This window comes from Desulforhabdus sp. TSK (assembly GCF_022836495.1).
In the GTDB taxonomy this organism is placed as follows: domain Bacteria; phylum Desulfobacterota; class Syntrophobacteria; order Syntrophobacterales; family Syntrophobacteraceae; genus Desulforhabdus.
The window spans coordinates 1-22,287 of sequence record NZ_BQXM01000022.1 but is presented as its reverse complement, the minus strand read 5'-3'; the positions used below and the strand labels follow the sequence as shown (position 1 = coordinate 22,287).

General features: G+C 59.0%; 13 protein-coding genes. 3 read left to right on the top strand and 10 right to left on the bottom strand.

The genetic code is table 11. From position 1 onward, the window contains the following. Positions 1-433: 433 nt before the first annotated feature. From hisF to aspS, 4 genes are all read right to left on the bottom strand, one after another. The gene (hisF, locus tag MWC30_RS13605; protein WP_244084741.1) at positions 434-1,198 is read right to left on the bottom strand and encodes an imidazole glycerol phosphate synthase subunit HisF; all 765 of its coding nucleotides are present in this window, start codon (positions 1,196-1,198) and stop codon (positions 434-436) included. Between the two features lie 200 nt (positions 1,199-1,398). After that, complete coding sequence (gene gatB / locus MWC30_RS13600; RefSeq protein WP_244084740.1) at positions 1,399-2,832, bottom strand: Asp-tRNA(Asn)/Glu-tRNA(Gln) amidotransferase subunit GatB; 1,434 nt, start codon at positions 2,830-2,832, stop codon at positions 1,399-1,401. Further along, positions 2,829-4,058 (bottom strand): amidase family protein, encoded by a 1,230-nt coding sequence (locus MWC30_RS13595; RefSeq protein ID WP_244084739.1) that lies wholly within the window; start codon positions 4,056-4,058, stop codon positions 2,829-2,831. Before MWC30_RS13595 ends, gatB begins: the two co-directional genes overlap by 4 nt. 44 nt (positions 4,059-4,102) lie before the next feature. Beyond that, positions 4,103-6,220, bottom strand: coding sequence for an aspartate--tRNA ligase (aspS, locus tag MWC30_RS13590; RefSeq protein WP_244084738.1), 2,118 nt, complete (start codon positions 6,218-6,220; stop codon positions 4,103-4,105). Between the two features lie 386 nt (positions 6,221-6,606). Between aspS and MWC30_RS13585 the strand changes: the two genes are divergently transcribed. Continuing rightward, positions 6,607-8,667 (top strand): glycoside hydrolase family 15 protein, encoded by a 2,061-nt coding sequence (locus MWC30_RS13585; protein ID WP_244084737.1) that lies wholly within the window; start codon positions 6,607-6,609, stop codon positions 8,665-8,667. 261 nt (positions 8,668-8,928) lie between these two features. Here the strand turns inward: MWC30_RS13585 and MWC30_RS13580 are convergent, their stop codons facing one another. Beyond that, positions 8,929-11,847 (bottom strand): SUMF1/EgtB/PvdO family nonheme iron enzyme, encoded by a 2,919-nt coding sequence (locus MWC30_RS13580; RefSeq protein WP_244084736.1) that lies wholly within the window; start codon positions 11,845-11,847, stop codon positions 8,929-8,931. A 522-nt stretch (positions 11,848-12,369) separates the two neighbouring features. Here MWC30_RS13580 and MWC30_RS13575 point away from each other — a divergent pair. Both MWC30_RS13575 and MWC30_RS13570 read left to right on the top strand, forming a co-directional pair. Continuing rightward, on the top strand, positions 12,370-13,128 hold the full coding sequence (locus MWC30_RS13575; RefSeq protein ID WP_244084735.1) for a glucose 1-dehydrogenase: 759 nt from the start codon (positions 12,370-12,372) through the stop codon (positions 13,126-13,128). 73 nt (positions 13,129-13,201) lie between these two features. After that, positions 13,202-15,964 (top strand): cation-transporting P-type ATPase, encoded by a 2,763-nt coding sequence (locus MWC30_RS13570; protein WP_244084734.1) that lies wholly within the window; start codon positions 13,202-13,204, stop codon positions 15,962-15,964. A gap of 38 nt (positions 15,965-16,002) precedes the next feature. On the opposite strand, the gene MWC30_RS13565 is transcribed toward MWC30_RS13570, so the two are convergent. The 5 genes from MWC30_RS13565 to MWC30_RS13545 form a co-directional block, all read right to left on the bottom strand. Continuing rightward, positions 16,003-17,013 (bottom strand): inorganic phosphate transporter, encoded by a 1,011-nt coding sequence (locus MWC30_RS13565; RefSeq protein ID WP_244084733.1) that lies wholly within the window; start codon positions 17,011-17,013, stop codon positions 16,003-16,005. Continuing rightward, complete coding sequence (locus MWC30_RS13560) at positions 17,006-17,635, bottom strand: DUF47 domain-containing protein (RefSeq protein WP_244084732.1); 630 nt, start codon at positions 17,633-17,635, stop codon at positions 17,006-17,008. The genes MWC30_RS13565 and MWC30_RS13560 overlap by 8 nt, the downstream gene beginning before the upstream one ends. A gap of 339 nt (positions 17,636-17,974) precedes the next feature. After that, a complete protein-coding gene (locus tag MWC30_RS13555) occupies positions 17,975-18,430 on the bottom strand; it encodes a hypothetical protein (protein ID WP_244084731.1) in 456 nt (151 codons plus the stop codon). 240 nt (positions 18,431-18,670) lie between these two features. Then, entirely contained in the window at positions 18,671-19,948 is a 1,278-nt protein-coding gene (locus MWC30_RS13550; RefSeq protein ID WP_244084730.1) for a radical SAM protein, read from the bottom strand. 76 nt (positions 19,949-20,024) lie between these two features. Then, the gene (locus MWC30_RS13545; RefSeq protein ID WP_244084729.1) at positions 20,025-21,905 is read right to left on the bottom strand and encodes a GNAT family N-acetyltransferase; all 1,881 of its coding nucleotides are present in this window, start codon (positions 21,903-21,905) and stop codon (positions 20,025-20,027) included. Positions 21,906-22,287 lie beyond the last annotated feature (382 nt).

Sequence of the window (22,287 nt, the reverse complement as noted above, 5' to 3'; positions counted from 1 at the left end):
AAGGCAACAAACCGGCGAATCGGCATCCTTCCGTGAGCAACCCCATCGTCTGTTGCCGCAGCCTTCAGACGGGACGGACGATGGGATCGGCAGGATGAAGCCATTCTCTTCCCAGCGCCCGGTGAAATGGATACCGCCAAGATTATGAAACAATTCACACTAACATTTCATGGGAATTCAGTACACAGGAAGATGCTTTTTTACAGAAGCCGATCGCACGGAAATTTCAGGAGTTGAAGGCTGTGCTTGCATGGGCGCAAGCCGTTGACAGACCGGGCATGACGATTGGCTGCCATGCTGGACCAAGACGGCACGAGGGTTTCTCATCTTTTCAGGCTGAAGATGGGGCACGAGAAAGGAGCCCCATCCCCATGGCGACCCACACTCCAGCAAGGAATCCGGAGCTGTGGAAAGAGGCCCCCTTCACGGAATATCAAAGATGTACCTTGATTCCCTTTTCCTGGAGATATTCCTTCACCTGCCGGATACTGAAGATGCGAAAGTGGAAAACCGATGCAGCCAGCAAAATCTGCGCGCCGCCCTTCACCACTCCCTCGTAGAAGTGCTCCAGCTGTCCCGCTCCCCCGGAAGCAATGACGGGCAGGGTCACGGCATCGGAGATGGCCCTGGTGAATTCCAGGTCATAACCGGCTTGAGTGCCGTCACCGTCCATGCTCGTGGGCAGAATGGCTCCCGCTCCGAGCTCCTGGCATTCTCTGGCCCACACCACGGCGTCCTTCCCCACGGGTTTCGTGCCGCCGGCGATGACCAGTTCAAACCCCGAAGGCATGGACGCATTCCGCTTGCCGTCCACCGCCACGGTCACCTTTCCGGAACCGAAAGCCCGGGCCGCCTCCCGCACAAGGTCGGGGTTCTTGACGGCGGCACTGTTCATGGACACCTTGTGGGCGCCGGCGCCGAGGACCTTCTCGATATCCTCCAGGGAGGCAATGCCTCCCCCCACCGTGAGGGGAATCTTGATGACTGAAGACACGTTCTTCACCCACTCCAGCATGGTCTTGCGGTCTTCCACCGTTGCGGCGATATCGAGCATGGCCAGTTCGTCGGCCCCCTCCTTCTCGTAGAAGGCGGCGTTCTCCACGGGGTCGCCGGCGTCCTTCAGGTTGACGAAATTGATCCCCTTGACGACGCGACCATTCTTCATATCCAGGCATGGCATGATCTTGACGGCTTCCATGAAACCTCCTGTGGAATCGATACTCGATGAGGTGCAAAACCTTCGATCTGATGGTTCCCTGCTTTTTGTAGGAGCGGCATCCTGCCGCGACCGGCTTACTGTCGCGGCAGGATGCCGCTCCTACAAAAATGAAGTTTTCAATCCTCAATGCGCATATTTTGTGCAGGGTCGTTGTCTCCGGCGCCACGGAAAAGCATGTGTCACTGAAGCTTCCGTGTCATGATTTCCTTCAGAAGCCGCGGATTGGCTTTCCCTCCCGATGCCTGCATGGCCTGCCCCATGAGAAAGCCCATGGCTTTGGAGGCTCCCTTCCGGAAATTCTCCACTGCGGATGGATTTTCCGCCAGCACCCGGTCCACGAGGGCTTCCAGCTCGCCGGCCTCGGAAACCTGGCGAAAACCGCACTGGGCAACAATCTCTTCAGGGGTGTCGCCGCTTTCCTGGAGCCTCTTCAAAACCTCCTTGGCCGCGTTGGCATTGATTTCTTCCCGTGCCAGCATGAGCAGAAGGCCTGCAAAACACTCCGGGGTCACGGCGCTTTCCGGGAGCACCGCATTGCGTTCTTTCAACAGGGGCAGCAGCTGCCCGGAGATCCATTGGGCGGCCAGCCGCGGAGAAGTCTTGTGCTCGACCACCGCCTCGAAATATTCGGACAATTCGCGCTCGGCGCTCATCATGGAGGCTTCTTCAGCGGTCAATCCATACTGCTCCATAAAGCGCGCCGCCTTCTTGTCCGGCATTTCGGGAAGAGCGCGCCGCATCTCCTCGAGCCAGGCATCGTCGACGACAATCCGCGGCACGGAGGGATCGGGAACGCAGGGTCCTTCGAATTTTCCCCGCATGGCCGTCGTCACCCGATTGTCGGGATCCCAGAGGCGGGTATGGAGCACGATGGGCTCGCCCGCCTTCAAGCTGTTTGCCTGGCGGGTGATCTCGTAGGCAATGGCGTCGCCGACATGGCGGATGGAATTCATGTTCTTGATTTCGACCTTGGTGTTCATCTGGTCGCTTCCCCGGGGGCGAAGGGAGACATTGGCGTCCACGCGCATGGTTCCCTGCTCCATGCTGCAATCGGAGCTCCCCGAGTAGCGCAGCTGGCTTCTGAGGCACCGCAGAAATTCCATGGCCTGGTGAGGGGTTCTCACGTCGGGCTGAGTCACGATTTCCACCAGCGGCGCCCCGGCCCGGTTGAAATCCACCAGGCTCACGGACGTCCTGCCTTCCTTTTCGTGAACCAGGCGCGCGACATCTTCCTCCATGTGGATTTTTTGGATGCGGATCTTTTTGGTGCCGCCGTCCGCATCGGTGATGTTCAGCCACCCGTTTTTGGCAAGAGGGTGATGAAACTGCGACAGCTGGTATCCCTTGGGCAGATCGGGATAATAGTAGACCTTCTGGTCAAAGGCGCTTTCCTTTTGAATGTCGCAGTTGAGGGCCAGGCACGCCAGGGTTGCCTTTTCCAGAGCTTCCCGGCTGAACCGCGGGAGGTTGCCCGGCAGCCAGAGGCAAATGGGGCAGGTGTTTTGATTGGGCTCGTCCCCGGCCCGGTTGGGACAGTCGCAGAACATTTTCGTCGGGCAATTCAATTGAACGTGTATTTCAAGCCCTATTACCGCTTCATGATCCGTCGTCATCTGGCTTCCTCCGTCCGTGGATACAACCGCCCGGCGGCTTCCAGGAGCAGCCTGTCACCCCCGGCGGGGCCCACCAGCTGCAGACCCAGGTCGCCGGCCGAAGTCGGCAGGAAACCGGGGAGCGTCAGGGCGGGCTGGCCCGTGACATTGGCCGGGAGGGTGAGAGGGAATATGTCATAGACCTGCTCCACCGTTTCCGCCGGACGGTCGTGGGCGGCTGCGCATCGCGTGGGCAGAATCATCATGTCCACCCCATCGAGCCATTTCCTGCCGGCTTGGGCAAGTTTTGCGCGCAGGCTGCACGCCCGCTCGAAAGCCGGGTAATTTTCAAACTGGAAATAAGCCCCCTGGAAGAGATAAGCCTTCAAGACCCGCCCGAACGACTCACCCCGGGACCGCAGGTACATTTCGTTCCAGTTTTTTGCGCCGGCCGCGCAGTGACCATATCGGACCCCATCAAATTTTCCGCAGCTGGACGACGCTTCCACGGACCCGATCACATTGTGGACAATGCGGAAAAGGTCGAAATCCTCACATTGCACTTCACGCAGCGCGATGCCGGCTTTCTCCACTCTCCGAAGGGCTTCTTCGAAGACCTTGCGTCCGCCGGCGTTTAGGGATTCGAGGCTTTGGACAACGACGCCCGCTGAAAGGCTCGACCTCTCACTCCCGGGGCTCGAGCCCCGCCCCATCCTGAAAGCTTCCAGAGGGGTGTCGCCCATGGACGGATCGCGGTCGTCATGCCCCTCGACAGCTTCCAGGAAGGCAGCCAAATCATCGAGGCTCTTCCCCAGGATGCTGCAGCAATCCATGGAGGGAACCAGGCCCACCAGCCCGAAGCGGGACACTCTGCCGTAGCTCGGCTTGAATCCGAAAACCCCGGCTGAAGCCGCCGCCACGCGCCCTTCACCGAGAGTATCCGTCATGAGGGTCACATCGACCAGGCCGTTCTTGAGTGCCTGGGACGCAGTATCTCCAGCCAGGCCGAACCCCAGCTCGCCGGTATGGGTATTCCCCGCCAGGATTGCGCCCGCCGCTCTCAGGCGCTCGACAACGGTGGCATCTTCCAGGGCGATAAACCCTTCCAACGCACGGGAGCCCGCCTCGGTGGGCCACCCTTTGACCGAAATACTGCTCTGAACGGCTGCCCTTTTACCCGACAGCGCCCCACCATCGGCAGGGGCCGGCGGAGATGGGTCGATATAGGAAAAAATTTTTGAATCCACGCGATGCACTCCCTCACACGCTCGTTATCTTCATTAGTCCCGTACTAATCCAGGATGCTCGCCACTTTGAAGTAATTCCCCTTCACGGCAGGAGCATTCTTCAGCAGCTCACCGCCGGCGGCCAGGGGCGAGTTGACGGCCGGGCCTTTTTCCCGCATGCGGTTGGCCACCGGAAGAGGCGCAAAGAGCGGCTCCTCCCGGCCCGCCCTGCTCTCGACGATTTCCGCCAATTTCCTGGCATCCGCCAGGGCGGAAAGGATAGCAGGCCGTTCATCGGTCTCCAGTCCAATGCGAGAAACCCAGGACAGTGTTTCGATGAGCTCCTGCTGCTCCTGGACCCCGGGAATCGGCTTGGCTTCTCCCAACTGCAGCAGCCCCAGCTCTTCAAGCTGTGCCAGGCTGACTTCCGAAGGCGCCTGAGTGAGGGGGCAGTAGGCGCTGCGGTTCTTGGGAAAAGCGGTGACTTCGCGAATGGAGGAGGTGCCGAGAATCATGGAAGCCACGCGGTCCATGCCGAGGGCCAGGCCTCCGTGAGGCGGCGCACCGTAGTCCAGTGCCCGGACAAAAAAGCCGAATTTCTCCTCGATCTCCTCGCGGGAGAGCCCCAGCGCCTGGAAAATCTTCATCTGCAGCTCTTTGGAGTTGATGCGGATGCTGCCACCGCCCAGCTCCTCACCGTTCACCACCACGTCATAGGCGCGGGAGCGCAGATCGAGGAGCCCCTCCCGGTCGGAGGGGTTGAAATCTTCGCGGTGGGGAGCGGTGAAGGGATGATGGTTGGAGGTCACACCGTCCTCGGTGGCTTCGAACAATGGAAAATCGGTGACCCACAGAGGCGCGAAGACACCGCTCGGCACGAGCCCCAGCCTTTCGGCAAGGTGCAGCCGCAGCTGCCCAAGGGCCGACACCACCAGTTCGTAGGATGAATCGGCGATCATGAGGATGACATCGCCATCCTGCGCCCCGAAGCGCTCCAGGACGGCATGCCTTTCCTGTTCGCTGAAGAACTGCACGATATTGGATTCCAAGCCGCCGTCCATCACCCGCATCCAGGTCATTCCCTTGGCCCCGAAGGAGGGCACGATCTCCTTGGCATACTCGTTCTGGAGGACATTTTTGCTGAGCTTTTCCGACTGGCCCCGGACATTGATCCCCTTGATGCGCCCGCCGCGCTGAAGGATCTGCTTGAAGATGCTGTATTGTGTGTCGGCGAAGATATCCGTGGCTTCGACAAATCGGAGAGCGAAGCGCGTGTCGGGGCGGTCGGTGCCGTAGAAGTCCATGGCATCCCGGTGGGTCATGCGGGGAAAAGGCCGCGGCAGGGTGACGCCCCCCACGGCGAACATCCGGGACACGAGCTCCTCCACCAGCTCGTAGATGAATTCTTCATCGATGAAGGACGCTTCCAGGTCCAGCTGTGTGAATTCCGGCTGCCGGTTGGGGCGCAGGTCTTCATCGCGAAAGCACCGCACCACCTGGAAGTACCGTTCGAACCCCGCCACCATGAGCAGCTGCTTGAAAAGCTGCGGCGACTGGGGGAGCGCATAAAAGTGTTTGGGATAGTGGCGGCTGGGCACCAGGTAGTCGCGAGCCCCTTCGGGCGTGCTCTTGGTGAGGAGCGGGGTCTCGATCTCGAGAAATCCCTTTTCGTCCAGGAAGTCGCGGGCGGTCTTGATGATGCGGTAGCGTTTGGCAAGGTTCTGCTGCATGCTCGGCCGGCGCAGGTCCAGGTAGCGATACTGGAGCCGCAGCTCTTCCGCGACGGAGTCAACTCCTCCCCCGGCACCCCCGGCCACCATGGCCTTTTCCGAAATGCCGAACGGCAGGGCTGCGGCACGGCTCAAGATGGACAGGTCCTGAACCAGGACTTCCAGGGTGCCCGTCTCGATGTGCGGGTTTTCCGTCCCCGGGGCACGTTCGGCGACGCGGCCGTTCAACGCCACGCAGTATTCGCTCCGGAGAGCCCTCGCCCGTTCACAAACCTCCGGAGGCGTAAACTCCGGGCTGAAAACCACCTGCACAATCCCCGAACGGTCCCGCAGGTGCATGAACAGCACTTCGCCGTGGTCCCTCAGAGCATCCACCCAGCCGGCCAGGTGGATCTCTTTGCCCGCATCCGCCATGCTCACGTTGCCACAATCCCATCGCCCATTCTGCATCATGCTCTGTCTGCCCTTCTATTGAAGCTACCGATTTCGGCAGCCTCCCGCGGCACGATGGTCCGGCGGGCGCTGCCACAGGCTCCGTTTCAAGCCCACGACATGGAGGCACCTCCCCCTGTCGTGGGGGAAGCCTTCCCATGTGCAGGCAATCTCCATGGCATTTCCAGGTAGTAAAACTAATACAAGTAGGAGAATATAAGTGAAACTAAAACAAAATGAAAGCGTGGATCGCTGCTGAGGGAGGGTTATCGCACGTAATCACTTTAGAACAACAAATCTTATGCTCTCTTGCGGGGTCGTTCCCGTGTGTGTAGAATCGTCGTCACAACCGATCACCGATGATCCCCATGAAATCCCAGGGCCTTTCAAGACAAGGATGAGCCATCATGCCCAGAGACATCCCCATCAGCAACGGCAGACTCATGATTTGTTTCGATCGAGACTACTCCATGCGGGAGCTCTACTATCCGCACGTCGGCCAGGAGAACCATGTCCTGGGCCGGTTCTGCCGCCTGGGGATCTGGGTGGATGAGCAGTTCTCCTGGGTCGGAGCGGATTGGCAGAAGCACCTGGGCTACCTCGATGACACCATGGTGACGGCGGTAACCCTGCATCATCCAGGCCTCGAAATCAGGCTGCGTTGCCATGACGCGGTGGATTTCCATGAAAATGTCTACTTAAAGGAAATCACTGTGGAAAACACGGCTTCACGGAAACGGGAGGTGCGTCTTTTTTCCAGTCTCGACCTGGGTATTTCCGGCAACGACATCGGCGACACCGCCGGTTACGATCCGAAGACGGGGTCCGTCATTCACTATAAAGGGGCACGCTACCTCCTTGCCGGTGGATTCGGCCCGGATGCGCAGGGTTTGAGCCAATACGCCGTCGGCCAGAAGGGCATGGCGGGTATGGAAGGCACCTTCCGCGACGCAGAGGACGGCCGGCTATCCGGCAATCCCATGGCCCAGGGATCGGTGGATTCGGTCATCGCCGTTCACATGACCCTGGAGCCTCAGTCGGAGGCCACGGCCTATTTCTGGATCGCTGTCGGCTCCAACTGGTTCGACGTGGAGCGTCTCAATTCCCTGGTGAAGCACAAACATCCCCGCGGGTTGATCCAACGCGCCGAAGATTACTGGCGTTTGTGGGTCCGGAAGGAATCTCCGCCCCTCCAGAAGCTGCCCCACGAGATCGGTGAGCTCTTTCGCCGCAGCCTCATCGTGGTGAGGAGCCAGGTCGACTGGCAGGGGGGGATCATCGCCGCCAATGACTCGGACGTCGTCCATTACAACCGGGACACCTACTCTTACGTCTGGCCGCGCGATGCCGCCCTGGTGGCCCATGCGCTGGACCTGGCCGGCCACCCCACCGCTCCCCGCAATTTTTTCCAGTTCGTTGCGCAGCTGCTTCAGCCTGAAGGTTGCCTGCTGCACAAGTTCAACCCGGACGGGACGCTGGCTTCTTCCTGGCATCCCTGGTATGACGCCGGGGAGGCACAGTTGCCGATCCAGGAGGATTCCACCGCCCTGGTGGTCTGGGCCCTCTGGCAGCACTTTTCCCTGTACCGTGACCTGGACTTGATCAGGGATCTCTACCGGCCCCTGGTCAAGCAGGCCGCAGACTTCATGTGCCGGTATCGGGACCCCGAGACGGGGCTGCCGTCTCCTTCCTACGATCTTTGGGAGGAGCGCAAAGGGATCCTGAGCTTCACCGTGGGCACGGTGTTTGGCGGCCTGACGGCGGCGTCCCTGTTCTGCAAAGTCTTTGGGGAAAACGATCGAGCGGACCATTATCAGAAGGTTGCCGCTGAAATTCGGGATGCAGCCTCTCGGCACCTGTGGCGAGAAGACCTGCAGCGGTTCTGCCGCATGCTCTATCGCGACTCCCATGGCAACTGGGAAGTGGACGCGGCTTGCGACTCCAGCCTGTGGGGCCTTTTTGCCTTTGGGCTTTACCATCCCGATGATCCGAAGATCGCCGCAACCATGACCGCTTTGAAGGAAAAGCTCTGGATTCCAACCTCCGTGGGAGGCATGGCACGCTATGAAAACGACGCCTATCATCGGGTGAGCGAAGATGTGCCCGGCAACCCCTGGTTCATCTGCACCCTCTGGCTGGCCGACTATTACCTGGAGAGGGCCGCTTCCGACGACGATCTCGCCGAGGCGCGGAAGCTCATCGCCTGGGTGACCGAAAAAGCCCTGCCCTCGGGGGTTCTGGCCGAGCAGTTGAACCCCGTGACGGAGAAGCCCCTTTCAGTGTCGCCTCTCACCTGGAGTCATGCCACCTACATCACGACCATTCACCGCCTGTTGCGGCGGATGACCGAGAAAGGCACCCTGGTGGAAGGGCGGGCGGCACACCTGCCCTCTCCGCCCGCAGCCGACTGGATCGACGGCCTTTTTCACAAGACGTGCGATTCCATCCACGGCAGCTGCAAAATTTAGGGCGAAAGGTAATAAATCGGCATCCTCAGGTTGCACTGGTCGTCGTTCGTGAAGCCAAGCTTTCAACCGTTCGCAGTATGTTCTTTTTGGCTGACGTATTGCGTCACACCTGAGGACGCCCGCATGGGAGCGCAAAATCGAAGCCATGCCCGCAAGTCCAGCTCCGTTCCGGTAGTTGCAGGCCGCCGGCTACGCTTCGGCGGCCTGGAGCGCACTCCACTCCGCAGCACAAGACAAAGCCTGCGCCAAGGGTCCAAGGGCTCAAGGGCTAGGGGCAACGGACCTGGAGAGGCGAAAGCCCACACTGTCGTTGCGGGCGTCCGGCGAGTCGTAGCTGCGGTGCGCCGACCGGCAGTAGGACGAATCGTTGAACCAGCTGCCGCCGCGCGTCACCCGGTCGGAGCCCCTGGGATGATCCACCCATGCGCTGCCGTCATCCGGTGCACCCTCATAACTGCCATGCCAGTCGTCCTCTACCCACTCCCAGACGTTGCCGTGCATGTCGTGCAGACCGAGGCCATTTGCAGGAAAAGAGCCCACCGGCGCGGTTCTCTTGCCGCCCCACTCACTGCCGCAACCAGAGCAGTTGGCCCAAGCCTTTCCGCCCTTCCGAACCTCGTCGCCCCACCAGTAGGAAGTCGTAGTACCCGCCCGCGCCGCATACTCCCATTCGGCCTCCGTCGGCAGGCGAAAGGGCTGTCCAGTCACTGTGGAGAGCCATTCGGCGTAAGCCCTGGCATCGTCCCAGCTGACGTCGATGACAGGCCGCGCACCGCTCCCCCAGCCCTGATCATGGGGAAGTTCAAATCCATCCATATCCAGCACGAATGCGGAGTACTCGTCGAAGGTGACCTCATATTTACCGAGCTGGAAGGGCTTGACCGCGACGGGATGCTGCGGGCACCCCCGGTCAAGAATACCACTGTTATCGGTAGGTGGCCCATCAGATGGACAGTCGGACGCCCCCATCAGGAATCTGTCCCCGGGCACCTCCACCATCTCCGGCCCCCCGTAAAATCCCATCCTTGCCAGGGTCCAGATGCGCAGCACGTTCCAATTCATCTCCCGCGTTTGCAGCCAGATATGCACACCCAGGATGCTGACAAGAAGCACCACCAGCGCCAGGAAAGAACCCCACAGCTTTTGACGCCGCCGCGCCGCACTCATAAAGCGGGTGACGACCGCAGCATCCTCACCCAGAGCGCAGGAGGGGCGGACCCGGCGGTACTGCTTGAGGGTGGCTCGATCCGGAAGATGGTCGAAGGGCGGCGCCCCAGCCTCCTGCCAATCCCGCGCGGCACGGGCCAGGCTGCGGCAGACCCGGAGCTCCCCCTCGTGTGCATCAATCCAGCGGGACAGGCGCCCCCATCCGCTGAAGACCGCCTCGTGCGCAATTTCTACCGTGGGCTTTTCACGCACCGTGTCCGTGACGAGGATCCTGGCATCCACCAAGGCGTCCACCAGCTTCGCCCTGGACGGATCTTGGCGAATCTGTTCGAGGGGCGCTCTCCGCCGCGTCGCAACCCCCTGGTCGTTGATCTCTATCAGGTCCAGAAACAGCCTCTGCAGCGCGCGATCGTCCCTTTCAACCAACGGCTGGATCGCCTTTTCCGCCTGCGCTTCAATGGCGCCTGTAACACCCCCCAGCGATCCATAGTCCTGCAGAGTGAGCCGCCCCACCTCCTTGCCGCGCTCGTAGAGCTCGTGGAGCGCGAAAGCCATCAACGCCAAAGCCCCGGACCCCGTCCCGGTATCCTTCAGGATCCGTTCACACAGGTCCTCCCCGAGCGCCAATTCCGCAGCCCGGGCGGGGCGCTGAATCATCTCGGTGAGGGCCAGTACGCCCGGGGCGGCAACAGTGAAAATGCCGCGTCCTCGCAACAGATCGGTTAAAACCGGTCTCCCGATCGCGTCGGCCAGGAATTCCGCCCGCATCGTAACGATGACGCGGACTTTCAGTGTTCTCACGGCCGTTGCCATGAGCTCGAGGAATTTTGAACCGTCATCGGCGGAAACCAGGGTGAAGAGCTCCTCGAACTGGTCGATGACCAGCAACAGCTCCGCGGACGGCGGGCGGCCCCTCAGCAACTCTTCCACACAGGAAGCGAAACAGTCCGGCATTGCCCGCAGATCGCGGGCCAGATCCACCTCCCGCAGGCCGGTCGTACCAAGGACTTCCTTGAGGACGTAAGCGAGGGCGAGAAAGGGATCGCCGCCCCGCTCACCTGGCTTGAAGGTGATGTCCACCCAGGCTGCGCTGCCCGGCAGGGCCCCTGCCCGCAAGCGCGGAATGAGACCGGCCGCCACGAGGGAGGACTTCCCCGAACCGGATGCACCCACGACACCCACGAACCGTATTTCCCTGTTTCGAAGGATTTCCAGGAGCTGGTCGACTTCCGCCCCCCGCCCAAAAAAGATGGGCGCCTGTTCGGGCTTGAATGCTTCAAGGCCGGGATAAGGCGGGCCGGTCCAGCGATGGCTCGGTTCCACCTCCGACCCCTCGGTGAGAGCGACTTTTCGTTCCGCAACCGACGATTCCTGAAGGACTGCCGTCAGATGGTCACGCAGATGATGCTCGAATTGCCCTCGGAATTCATCGGGCATCCGGTACGTGTTGATCCCGCCGGTCAGAGACCCGTCTTCGCCCACAAGCGCTTCGAAGAAAGACTTGACCTTTTTCCACTGACGGCACTTGTCGTCAAACTCCGGGTCCTCAAGGTTTAGATCCGGAACATGAGTCCGTCGGTAAAGCCACACGGCAGGCCGCTCGCCGCTCCTTGCTCCCCTGACGGCGTCCAGGTACTCCCATTCAGTACCCGACAAATAAGGTGTTCCATCTGGCTTTCTGTATTCGGCCGGCAGGGGCGTGCCCATGCGGGACCAAAGGATCACCACCACGAGGTCGCATTCAGCCGGCCTGGGAAGGCCTCGTTTGATCGCCTCCTGCGGTGTGAGGGTTGCCTCCATGGCCACTTCCACACCGGGCTGGTCCCACGCGATGCACTCCAGGTCGACACGGCCCCGAAAAGCCCGCTCACCCTGAAGATACTCGATGACTTTCCTCGCAAGCTCTCGCTCATCCTGAACATCTCCGGGGGAAGCCAGGAAGATTCTGAACGGAATGGGCTGAGCACGCGCCGCCGCATGCCGGTCCTCTTTAATCGTCCGCTGGGTCTCCATGGTGTGTTTCCCTTGTGGTTGGGGACTTTATGAAAAGCTATCGTCTACTTCCGGCAAAGCCGGAGGCTTGAGAAGGTAACCACTCAGAAGCTGTCTGAAAAATGAGCCCATCACTCTTGGCATGCACCTGGTTTCGTCATTCCAGCGGACTTAAGCCGGAATGTAGGTTTTTCGCTGGGGTGGATTCCAGCTAACCCTCATGACCGGGCGGTCACAACGAACGATGAAAAGCCTTGGCCACGGCATTTTCATACAAAGAGACTGCCGGAGTGACGAGCAAACGAATTTTTAGACAGTTACTCAGTGCCGAAGACCGATGGTGCATGAAATGCACCCTACCCCAGCTCCTGAGAGCAACTATACCACAGAGCTCAAAGTACTTGGAATGGCAAACATTATGCCTCCTTGCTGAACGATAGGCGGGTATGTAGAATGTGATTCAAGTCAGAATGCCTGCCGCCATCATGGGGCTTTTCCAGGCACCCTCTCGTCAATGTTCTTCCCACAACAGGAGTAAAATCCATGGCTGAAGCAGAAAAAGTCGCCGTCGTCACTGGAGGCGGCCAGGGAATAGGCAAAGGGATCGCGGAGAGGCTGTTGAGGGATGGCTTCGCCGTCGTCCTTGCGGAATGGGACGAGGAGGCAGGAAACGAGACGGAAACAGAGCTCCATTCCCTCGGCCGGGTGCAGTTCATCCGCACGGATGTGGGCGATGAGGGTATGGTGAAGGCTGCCATGGAGAAGACAGAGGAGCTGTTTGGGGGTGTGGATCTGCTGGTCAACAATGCCGGGATCATGGTGAGAAAGCCCATCCTCGATCTGTCCCTGGGGGAATGGAACCGAGCTCTCGCCACGAACCTGACCGGTATTTTTCTCTGCTCCAGGTATGCCGCCCCCTCCCTTCGCATGAGAAAGGGCTCCATCCTGAACATCGCCTCCACCCGGGCGCTCATGTCGGAAAAGGACACGGAGGCATACTCCGCTACCAAAGGGGGTGTTGTGGCGCTGACTCACGCTTTGGCCGTCAGTCTCGGTCCTGAAATTCGGGTCAACTGCATCAGCCCGGGGTGGATCGACGTGAGCGAATGGCGGAAGCGCTCGGAGAGGCAGAAGGAGAAGCTCACTCATGACGATCACTCGCAGCACCCCGCCGGCCGCGTGGGGAAACCGGAGGACATTGCCGCAATGTTGTCGTTTCTCGTTTCTCCAGAGGCATCCTTCATCACCGGCGCAAATTTTGTCGTGGACGGTGGAATGACACGGAAAATGATTTACATTTGACCCGAGCTTCGAAGAGCGCCGGGAGCACCATACGCACAAACCAGGAACCCCTGATCGAGGGTGAGAGGGTCATATGGAATCCATCATCGGCAAGCACTGGCATCATCTTCCCACGGAAGAGGTAGTGGATCTACTGGGAACCCAGTCGGACAAGGGTTTGGATCTTTTTGAAATCCAGAGCCGCCAGGAGCATTTCGGCCCCAACTTGCTGTCCCAGAAAAAGGGGCGGAGCCCCATCGTAAGGTTCCTCCTCCAGTTTCATCAACCTCTCGTCTACATCCTCATGGCCGCGGGCATTGTCACGGGGTTCGTCGCCGAGTGGGTGGACGCCAGTGTCATCCTCGGGGTGGTGCTGGTGAATGCCCTCATCGGATTCGTGCAGGAGTCCAAGGCGGTCCGAGCCATCGAGGCCCTCGCCCGCTCCATGACGACGGAAGCGACGGTTCTCCGCAGCGGGGAGATCCAGAAGGTTTCCTCATCGGAACTGGTGCCCGGGGACATCGTACTCCTTCAATCCGGCGACAAGGTTCCCGCCGACATGCGCCTTTTCAGCACGAAAGAGCTGCGCGTCGACGAATCGGTATTGACGGGTGAATCCCTGCCGGTCACCAAGAGCGTGGACACTCTCGGCCATGACACGGTCCTGGCCGAACGCAGGAACATGAGCTACGCTTCGACCCTTGTCACCTACGGACAGGACAGGGGTGCCGTCGTGGCCACGGGCAACCACACAGAGATGGGCCGCATCTCGGAGCTCATTGCCGAAGTACAGTCCGTGGAAACTCCTCTGACACGGCGCATCGAGGCCTTCAGCCGCGTCCTCATGGTCGCCATCCTGCTGCTGGCCGCAGCGACTTTCGCTGCCGGCTTTCTCCATGGCGGTCCCCCCATAGAAATCTTTATGGCTGCCGTGGCTTTGACCGTGGGCTCGATCCCCGAAGGGCTGCCGGCGGCAGTCACCATCATCCTGGCCGTGGGGGTCTCGCGGATGGCCAGGCGCAGAGCCATCATCCGCCGGCTGCCCACCGTCGAAACCCTGGGAAGCACGACGGTCATCTGTTCGGACAAGACCGGGACTCTTACGGAAAACCAGATGACGGTCCGGGAAATTGTGGCGGGCCCCGCCAAATACCTGGTGAGCGGTTCGGGATACGATCCTTCGGGAGCCCTGGAACCGGCCGACGACACGGCTCCATCGGCCCCCTCCGAGGCCCTCATGGAATGCCTCAGGGCCGGCCTGCTGTGCAACGATTCCCGCCTGATCCTGAACGAGGACCGATGGGGAATCCAGGGAGACCCCACCGAAGGGGCTCTCATTGTATCGGCCAGAAAATACGGCTTCGACGAAGCCCGGGAGGCTCAGCTCCACCCGAGAATCGATGTGATTCCCTTCGAATCGGAGTACCAGTACATGGCCACGCTGCATGAGTCACCGGCCGGTGCCCCGCCCATGGTTTACCTGAAGGGATCCGTGGAGTCCATTCTGGCCCGGTGCCGGGATACCCTGGATGCGGATGGACACCTGGCGCCCCTCGATCTCGAGAGGGTCCGCCACCGGGTGGATGAAATGAGCGGACGGGGGATGCGTGTTCTGGCCTTCGCCCGGAAAGCCTGGTCCCATACGGGGGAGCCCCTGACACACGACGGGGTGGCGGAGGGGCTCACCTTCCTGGGGCTTCAGGGCATGATCGACCCCCCGCGCCGGGAGGCCATGACCGCCGTCCGAGCCTGCCAGGAAGCCGGCATCACCGTCAAGATGATCACCGGTGATCACGCCCTCACGGCCGTTTCCATCGCAGGGGACATCGGCATCCTGGGAAACCGGTCTCATCTCCCCGCCCAATCCAATGTTAGAACGGGGCAGGAGATGGCTCAAATGAACGATGCAACCCTGACGGAGGTCGCAGCACGCACCCATGTCTTTGCGCGCGTCACGCCGGAGCAAAAGCTTCGGCTGGTCAAGGCCCTTCAAAGCCGCAGGGAGGTCGTGGCCATGACCGGGGACGGCGTCAACGACGCACCCGCCCTGAAGCAGGCCGACATCGGCGTGGCCATGGGGATTACCGGAACCGAAGTCTCCAAGGAAGCTGCCGACATGGTATTGACGGACGACAATTTCGCCTCCATTGAAGCTGCCGTGGAGGAAGGCCGCTGCGTTTTCGACAACCTCGTAAAATTCATCGTCTGGGCGCTTCCCACCAACCTGGGTCAAGGACTGGTCATCCTGACCGCCGTTTTCGCGGGCATCACCCTGCCGATCCTTCCCGTGCAGAGTCTGTGGATCAACATGACGACGGCCGGTTCATTGGGGCTCATGCTCGCCTTCGAGCCTCGAGAGAGCGGCATCATGCGCCGGCCGCCGCGTCATCCCCGGAGTCCCCTCCTTTCCCGGGAACTGGTGGGGAGGGTGTTGCTCGCCGGGCTGCTTCTCATGGCCTCAGCCTTCGGACTTTTTGAGTGGGAAGAGCTGAACGGGGCCAGCCACGCTCAGGCACGCACCGTGGCGGTCAATGCCTTCGCCGTCATCTCCACTCTCTATCTGTTGAACTGCCGTTCTCTGAACCGTTCATTCTGGAGCATCGGAATCTTCTCCAATCCATGGATTCTGTTGGGAATTGTAATGATGATGCTCCTGCAGCTCGCCTTCACGTACCTCCCCTTCATGAACCGTCTCTTCCACACGGAGCCCATCGGTCTCCAGTCGTGGATGGGCATTATCGCTGCAGGGTTCGTGTCTCTATGGGCAGTGGGCCTGGAAAAATTCCTGGCCAGACGGTTTTCCTCCAGGATCGGCACCATACAGGAAGAAATGGAAGGTCCCTCTGAAGCGGGCTGAGCATCGAAAGGGGCCTGGTGTCCCTGTCCTGCCTCTTCTCAGCGCGCCAACCCCATGAGGCTCAAAAGCTCGAAGCAGAATGCAGCCACCGTGGCGGCGGCGGGGATGGTCAGGATCCAGGCAACCCCCATTCGCCTGGCAACTCCCCATCGCACGGCTGACAACCGCTTGGAAGACCCCACCCCCAGAATTGCCGCCGAAATGACGTGTGTGGTGCTGATGGGGGCTCCAAGGGAGGATGCCACCGAAATGACACCGGCTGCCGAGGTTTCGGCTGAAAACCCGTGTACCGCTTCAAGGTTGAAGATCTTGTGTCCCATGGTCTTGATGATCTTCCACCCGCCTGTGGCTGTCCCCATGGCCATGACGACGGCGCAGCTTATCTGGACCCAGAGGGGCACCCGGGTGTCGGGGATATGGTGCCCGATGAAAAGGGCCAGGGTGATGATCCCCATGGTTTTCTGGGCATCGTTTGTGCCGTGGCTGGTGGCCATGAAGGCCGAGGACAGGATTTGAAGCTTGCGGAATGCCTTGTTGGCCTTGCGTGGGTGAACCTTTCGGAAGATCCAGGAGAGGGCCAGCATGACGAGGTAGCCGGCCAGAAAACCGGCCAGGGGCGAAAGGAAAAGCGGCACCAGGATCTTGTATCCGATGGAATGGAAATTGAGAGCATCCACTCCCCGGTAGGCGAGGGTCGCACCGATCAAACCGCCGATGAGGGCATGGGAGGAAGAGGACGGCAACCCCAGGTACCACGTCAGAATGTTCCAGAAAATAGCTCCAAAGAGCGCCGCCAGGGTCAGTGCCTGGCATCCCTTGATCATTTCCGGGTGCACGATGCCGCTGCCGATTGTCTGGGCCACATGGCTGCCCAGGAGAGCCCCTACGAGGTTCAGCACGGCCGCCATCATCACCGCCGCTCCCGGCGACAGCACCTTGGTCGATACGACGGTCGCAATGGCATTGGCTGTATCATGGGCGCCATTGGTAAAGTCGAAGGCCAGCGCCACGACAATGACGACTATCAAGAGCAGAGGTATTTCAAGCATTTTTGAGGACGATCCCTTCGATGGCCTTGGCCAGTTGCCATGTCTTATTGTAGGCCTTGTCGATTCGGTCGTAAATGTGGGTCCACTTGATGATGTCCAGAACATCAGCCGCCCCGGGGGACGGATTGTCGTAGAGCTCGGCCAGGCCGCTCAGCAGGAGCATTTCACATTCCTTCTTGAGCTGCTTGATCTGGGCGACGGTTTCAGAGACTTCCTGGCCGCTGCCCAGCTTCCCCAGCATCACGCCGACCCCCGCAACCATCTCTTTGATGTCTCCAATCATCTTCTTTGCGGGGAAGCGAATGCGGGAAAGTCCGTAGACGCCGATGCGGTTGGAAACAGACTGGATGTGATTGAGGATGGCTTCCTGGGAGGAATTGATCTCGTGAATGTCCTCGCGATCAATGGGGGTTATGAAGGTGGTCGACAACTCCCGGAGGATGGTCCGGCTGATGATGTCGCCCTCCGCCTCAAGGATGTTGATGAGCTGGCATTCTTCCTCACAACCGACGAAATCCTCCGCCATTTTATGAAGCACCGTTGCGGCATTCAAGATGATGCGGTTTTGCTCGCGAAACATTTCGAAAAACTTGGGTGACTTTGGGAAAAGGCTGAAAGACATGGCCTATCCTCGATGCAGTAATGGGTTGATGGGGACCGCCGCCGCGGCACCCCGAGCTTGTTCCATGCGACGGGATTCGCCGGGCGGCAGGCAGTTTCAAGATTCCACATTTGACTTATTAGATTACCACACCGATCGGCCGATGCTCAACGCATTCTGTGCAAACATCACGGACAATGGAAACGACGAAGAGCTCCCATGCGGAAGGACAGAGCCTATGGGGCTGCTTTGACTGGAGGATTCCCGGGGAGATCGATCCCCAACGGAAGGGGTGAACAACAAGGCACTCTCCCTGTTTTGAAGGAGTGTCCCCGTCATTCACCCACCTGTTCGCATCTGTCACTTGAGGAACCGGTACGGGTCGGCTCTCATCAGCCAGGGACTGGTGGGATAATCGGCCGCCAGCCGGTCGTAGATAGCGATCAGGTTGCTCACCTCGTGACTCTCGATGTATTTGGAAACGCCATTCAGATAGATCGCCTCCGGGGCCATGGAACTGTTGGGGAACCCACTGATGATGCGCTCAAAACAGCCGCAGGCCGCCTTGCGATCAGGCCGATTGAAAAAGGCCTTGCCCATTCCCAGCAGCAGAGAGGGGATGAGCTCTTCGGGCGGATAGAACCCCAGCGTGCGGTACTGCTCGGTCCCGTCGGGCTCCAAAATCAGTAAAGTCGGGGTCCACTTGACCTTGAATCGCCGGCCCAGTTCGGGATCATCGGCGGGGATGCGCAGGGGAACAAGGTTTTCCCTCACAAACTTGACCACGGCAGAATCGGGGTACGCAACTGCGTCCATGCGTTTGCACCCGATTCAGTTGGGGTTGAAGAAATCCAGAAACACCATCTTGTTTTCCGCTTTGGCCCTGGCCAGGCCGTCCTCGAAAGAAGTCAGCCATTCGATCTGTTCCATGGTCATCCTCCTTGTGTGCGGGATCCGGGCCCTCCGCCGGCGTGGCAGGCGGAGCCATTGTTGCAACAGGGCGCTCCTGAGCGTGTCTTTCCCGTGTGTCACACTCACAGTCTACGCCCGATTCGCCTACAACCTTTGAATCAGGTACAAAAAGGACGGAACGGGGATTCGAACCTTCAGCTTGAAGAATTCCCTCTTGATGTTCTTTTTCCATCCTCCGTTTTTAATATCCATCAACGGTGAAAAGTAAATGGTCCCTTTGTGGAACGGATGAGAAAAATTCTTTTCCATCAAGTTGAAAAAGGATTGCATGTGCCCTTCGGGAAGGTTGTCTCCGAAAACGAAGTTCGAGGTCATCTCAACCTTTTCGTATCTATTGTTGATCTCCAAGATCCTTCCAAACGCCCGTTCGACGGCTTCCGTTGCAATGCCCTTCCCCAGTTGATGCAGCGTCTTGGCATCCGAAGATTCAAGCCCTACATTGATGTACGTCCTGAACGGAAGCCTGTTGATGCGTTCAAATACGGAGTCGTCCGATTTGATGACGGAATCCACACTGCCAAAGAGGAAAAGGCAGGGGCCTTCAAGGTGAGAGCTCCCCAGTTCAAAAGCATCGTATGCGTAGCGGGCCGCGAATTCCACCAGCTCCGCCGAAGCGTTCAGTGCGTCGTGCTGTCCCAGGAACAACGAGTTGTAGTTGGAGATATCCCTGCCGAAAAAGTCTTTCAGTTCCTTCACCTGCCTCCGGATATCCTCCCTCGATCGCTCTTTGAAATGAAAGCGCGATTTCACGCGGCAGAAGCGGCAGCGGTACAGGCATCCATCCGCAATGAGGAGGGGGATGACGTCGTAATCCACATGCCTGGCGTCGGGAGGAAGGACGGTGATGTCGTCGCCGAGGATCTCGCGTATTCTCCTCGACTTCTTATGGAGCTCACCCGGTGAGTTGGAAATGACAACTTCAAGGAACTCCCCCAGTTCTGTGGGGAGGGAACCGCCCTTGAGCCCCGTCAGCCTCTCCGGCAACAGCTCCCACGCCTGGATGGCGGAAAGCACCGCATTGTCATGGAAGGGGTCGCAGGCGCTGAAATTGTTGGTGGGGTAGGACAGGCATGGGACGTAATACTCGCCCAGGCAGTCAAAGACCCCTTCGTAGCCGCCCGTCGAGTAATAGACCCAGTCATCGGTTATGGTTCGTTTCAGCCATTCGGACGGGTTGGGCCAGTTCCTGCCCCGGCCGCTGATGAATTTCAACTCCCCATTGAGGTTGAACTGAAAGACATGCTCCGGCGTCTTGATTTCTGCAAAACGGCCGTACCGGAGAGGATAGCTCACCTTGGAATAGGCACGCGCCCCTTCCTTTCCCAAAGCGATCTGAATACCGTCCAATGCAAACGTTTCCACGAGCAAACACTTCTTTCCAGCTTGATCTTTTTCTCAGCAGAGATGCGCACAATGTGAGGGGTTTTGAGATGGGCCGTCAGGACGCACTGTCCTCAAAATCCATGTCTATGAGGATTTCATTGCCGATGCGCTGCATTTTAGAATGGGGGTATAATTTTTTGAACACGTGAATCATCCCCGCATTCTCTTCCAGCACGGTGGCGGTAAAACCCCTGTAATTATTTTCTGAAGCTATCCGCTGGAGGACCCGGACGAGATAGGACCCAACCCCCTGTCCCTGGAAATCCTCCCGGATCATCAAGGCCACCTCGGCCCTGCCTTCTTCGGCCATGGCATAGGAGCCGATGGCCATGATCTCCTTATGTCCTCCACTGGAGGTAACTCCGACGATGGACATGTTCTTGCGATAATCCACGGCGGCCCATTGCTCCTGGATGACCTCGTGCGAGAACAGCTTCCTGTGATAAAAGAACCTGTAATAGATGGTCTCCTCCTGGAGCGAATAGAAAAAATTCCGAAACTCGAACTCATCCGACGGCAGGAGTGGACGAAAATCGATTTCTTTGCCATTGGGCAGCTGAAAGGTGGATTTGTAATCTTCCAGAAAGATGAGATCTTCCTGGTGAGGAGGAAGCTGATCCGCAAAAATATAATGGTGCTTTTTGGCTTCCTCGATCAATCCTTCCCGAAATTTGGGGTGAGCAATCTCGGCCAGTTCCATGACGCGCTGGTAGATGCTTTTCCCCTTCAGCTCGGCAATGCCGTACTCGGTGACAATGAAATTGACATCGCCACGGGTGGTCGCCACCCCGGCCCCCTCGCTGAGATGCGAGACAATGCGCGATACGCTGCCGCCCTGCGCGGTCGAGGGCAGCGCGATGATGGAGAAACCGCCTTTGGACATGGCGCTGCCCCGAATGAAATCCACCTGGTCCCCCATGCCGCTGTAGAACATGTACCCCACCGAATCCGAGCAGACCTGCCCTGTGAGGTCGACTTCGAGGGCGGAGCTGAGGGAAACCAGGTTGTCGTTGCGGGCGATGACGGCCGGGTCGTTCACAAAGCTCGAATTCATGAACATAAACATGGGATTGTCGTTGACGTAGTCATAGAGCTTTCGAGACCCCATGCAGAGGGAGGCCACGACTTTGCCCGGCAGCAGGGACTTTCTCTTGTTGGTGATAACCTTCTTTTCGAAAAGAGGCAGAAAACCGTCGGTAATCACCTGGGTGTGTATTCCCAGGTCCTTCTTCGTGTCGAGATATTTCAATATGGCATAGGGAAGCTGTCCGAACCCGATCTGAAGAGTAGCCCCATCGGGGATCAACTGGGAGACATAGTGGCCGATGCGTTGAGTGACCTCGCTTTCGGCGATGGTAGGGATGTTGGTCACGAGGGGTTCTTCGTGGACCACCAGGTAATCGATTTCATCGACATGAACGAAGCTGTCGCCCCACGTCCTGGGCATCTGTGGATTGACCTGGGCAATGACCAGCCTGGAATTCTCGATGGCGGCACGGGTAATGTCCACGGAAACCCCCAGACTGCAGTAGCCGAATGCGTCCGGGGGACTCACCTGGATGAGGGCCACATCCAGTCCGATGGTTTTGCTCGCAAAAAGCTCGGGGATTTGCGAAAGGTAGGCGGGAACATAGTCGATCTTGCCTTCAAAGGCGGCCTGCCGCATGGCAAAGCTGATGAAAAAGAGCTTCAGGGAAAATCGGTGGAGGAAAGACTCATTGTCGACATACTCCGCGAGGGTCTTGGAGATCATCTGGTAGATCAGGATGTCCGTCAGGTTCGTATCGCTCACCATGGCCCGGATGAGCTGCTGCGGTTCGCCGCAGCCGGTGCTGATGAAAACGCGGCTGCCCTTTTTGATGGCCGAAACCGCCTTATCGGCGGGCACGATCTTCTCGGAACAGTATCCAGCCAGCCATTCGATGCACTTTTTCATTCAACCTCACCTTTCCCGGCTGATTCAAAATCAGTGAGCGTTCAGCTATTAGGCTTTAGTTGTTAGCAATACCCGCTACTTAGATGCTTTCTAAAAATTCTCCCCTCGAGGGGGCAGGGGGGCGTCAAGATTTGGCAAACCCCAAAAACACCCCCCTGCCCCCCTTACTCGCTAATACCTTATGCAAAGTCAACCAACAGACTTTCAACACTCATCACAACAATCGATTGCAATTAGGAAACTCCTAACTTAATGCTAGGGCGTCCAAATTGGCGAACGCCCGTTGACCGGTATTTGACTCCAGCACTGGGAAGCAATGCTCCTGCCATTCTAAAACGGTTCATGCGAGGGCATTTTGCGCCTGGCCGTGCCCTGTTTGACA

Excerpts from the sequence above, each read along its gene's own strand:
- hisF (WP_244084741.1), bottom strand. The coding sequence starts at position 1,198 with ATGGAAGCCGTCAAGATCATGCCATGCCTGGATATGAAGAATGGTCGC.
- gatB (WP_244084740.1), bottom strand. The coding sequence starts at position 2,832 with ATGACGACGGATCATGAAGCGGTAATAGGGCTTGAAATACACGTTCAA.
- aspS (WP_244084738.1), bottom strand. The coding sequence starts at position 6,220 with ATGATGCAGAATGGGCGATGGGATTGTGGCAACGTGAGCATGGCGGAT.
- MWC30_RS13585 (WP_244084737.1), top strand. The coding sequence starts at position 6,607 with ATGCCCAGAGACATCCCCATCAGCAACGGCAGACTCATGATTTGTTTC.
- MWC30_RS13580 (WP_244084736.1), bottom strand. The coding sequence starts at position 11,847 with ATGGAGACCCAGCGGACGATTAAAGAGGACCGGCATGCGGCGGCGCGT.
- MWC30_RS13575 (WP_244084735.1), top strand. The coding sequence starts at position 12,370 with ATGGCTGAAGCAGAAAAAGTCGCCGTCGTCACTGGAGGCGGCCAGGGA.
- MWC30_RS13570 (WP_244084734.1), top strand. The coding sequence starts at position 13,202 with ATGGAATCCATCATCGGCAAGCACTGGCATCATCTTCCCACGGAAGAG.
- MWC30_RS13565 (WP_244084733.1), bottom strand. The coding sequence starts at position 17,013 with ATGCTTGAAATACCTCTGCTCTTGATAGTCGTCATTGTCGTGGCGCTG.
- MWC30_RS13560 (WP_244084732.1), bottom strand. The coding sequence starts at position 17,635 with ATGTCTTTCAGCCTTTTCCCAAAGTCACCCAAGTTTTTCGAAATGTTT.
- MWC30_RS13555 (WP_244084731.1), bottom strand. The coding sequence starts at position 18,430 with ATGGACGCAGTTGCGTACCCCGATTCTGCCGTGGTCAAGTTTGTGAGG.
- MWC30_RS13545 (WP_244084729.1), bottom strand. The coding sequence starts at position 21,905 with ATGAAAAAGTGCATCGAATGGCTGGCTGGATACTGTTCCGAGAAGATC.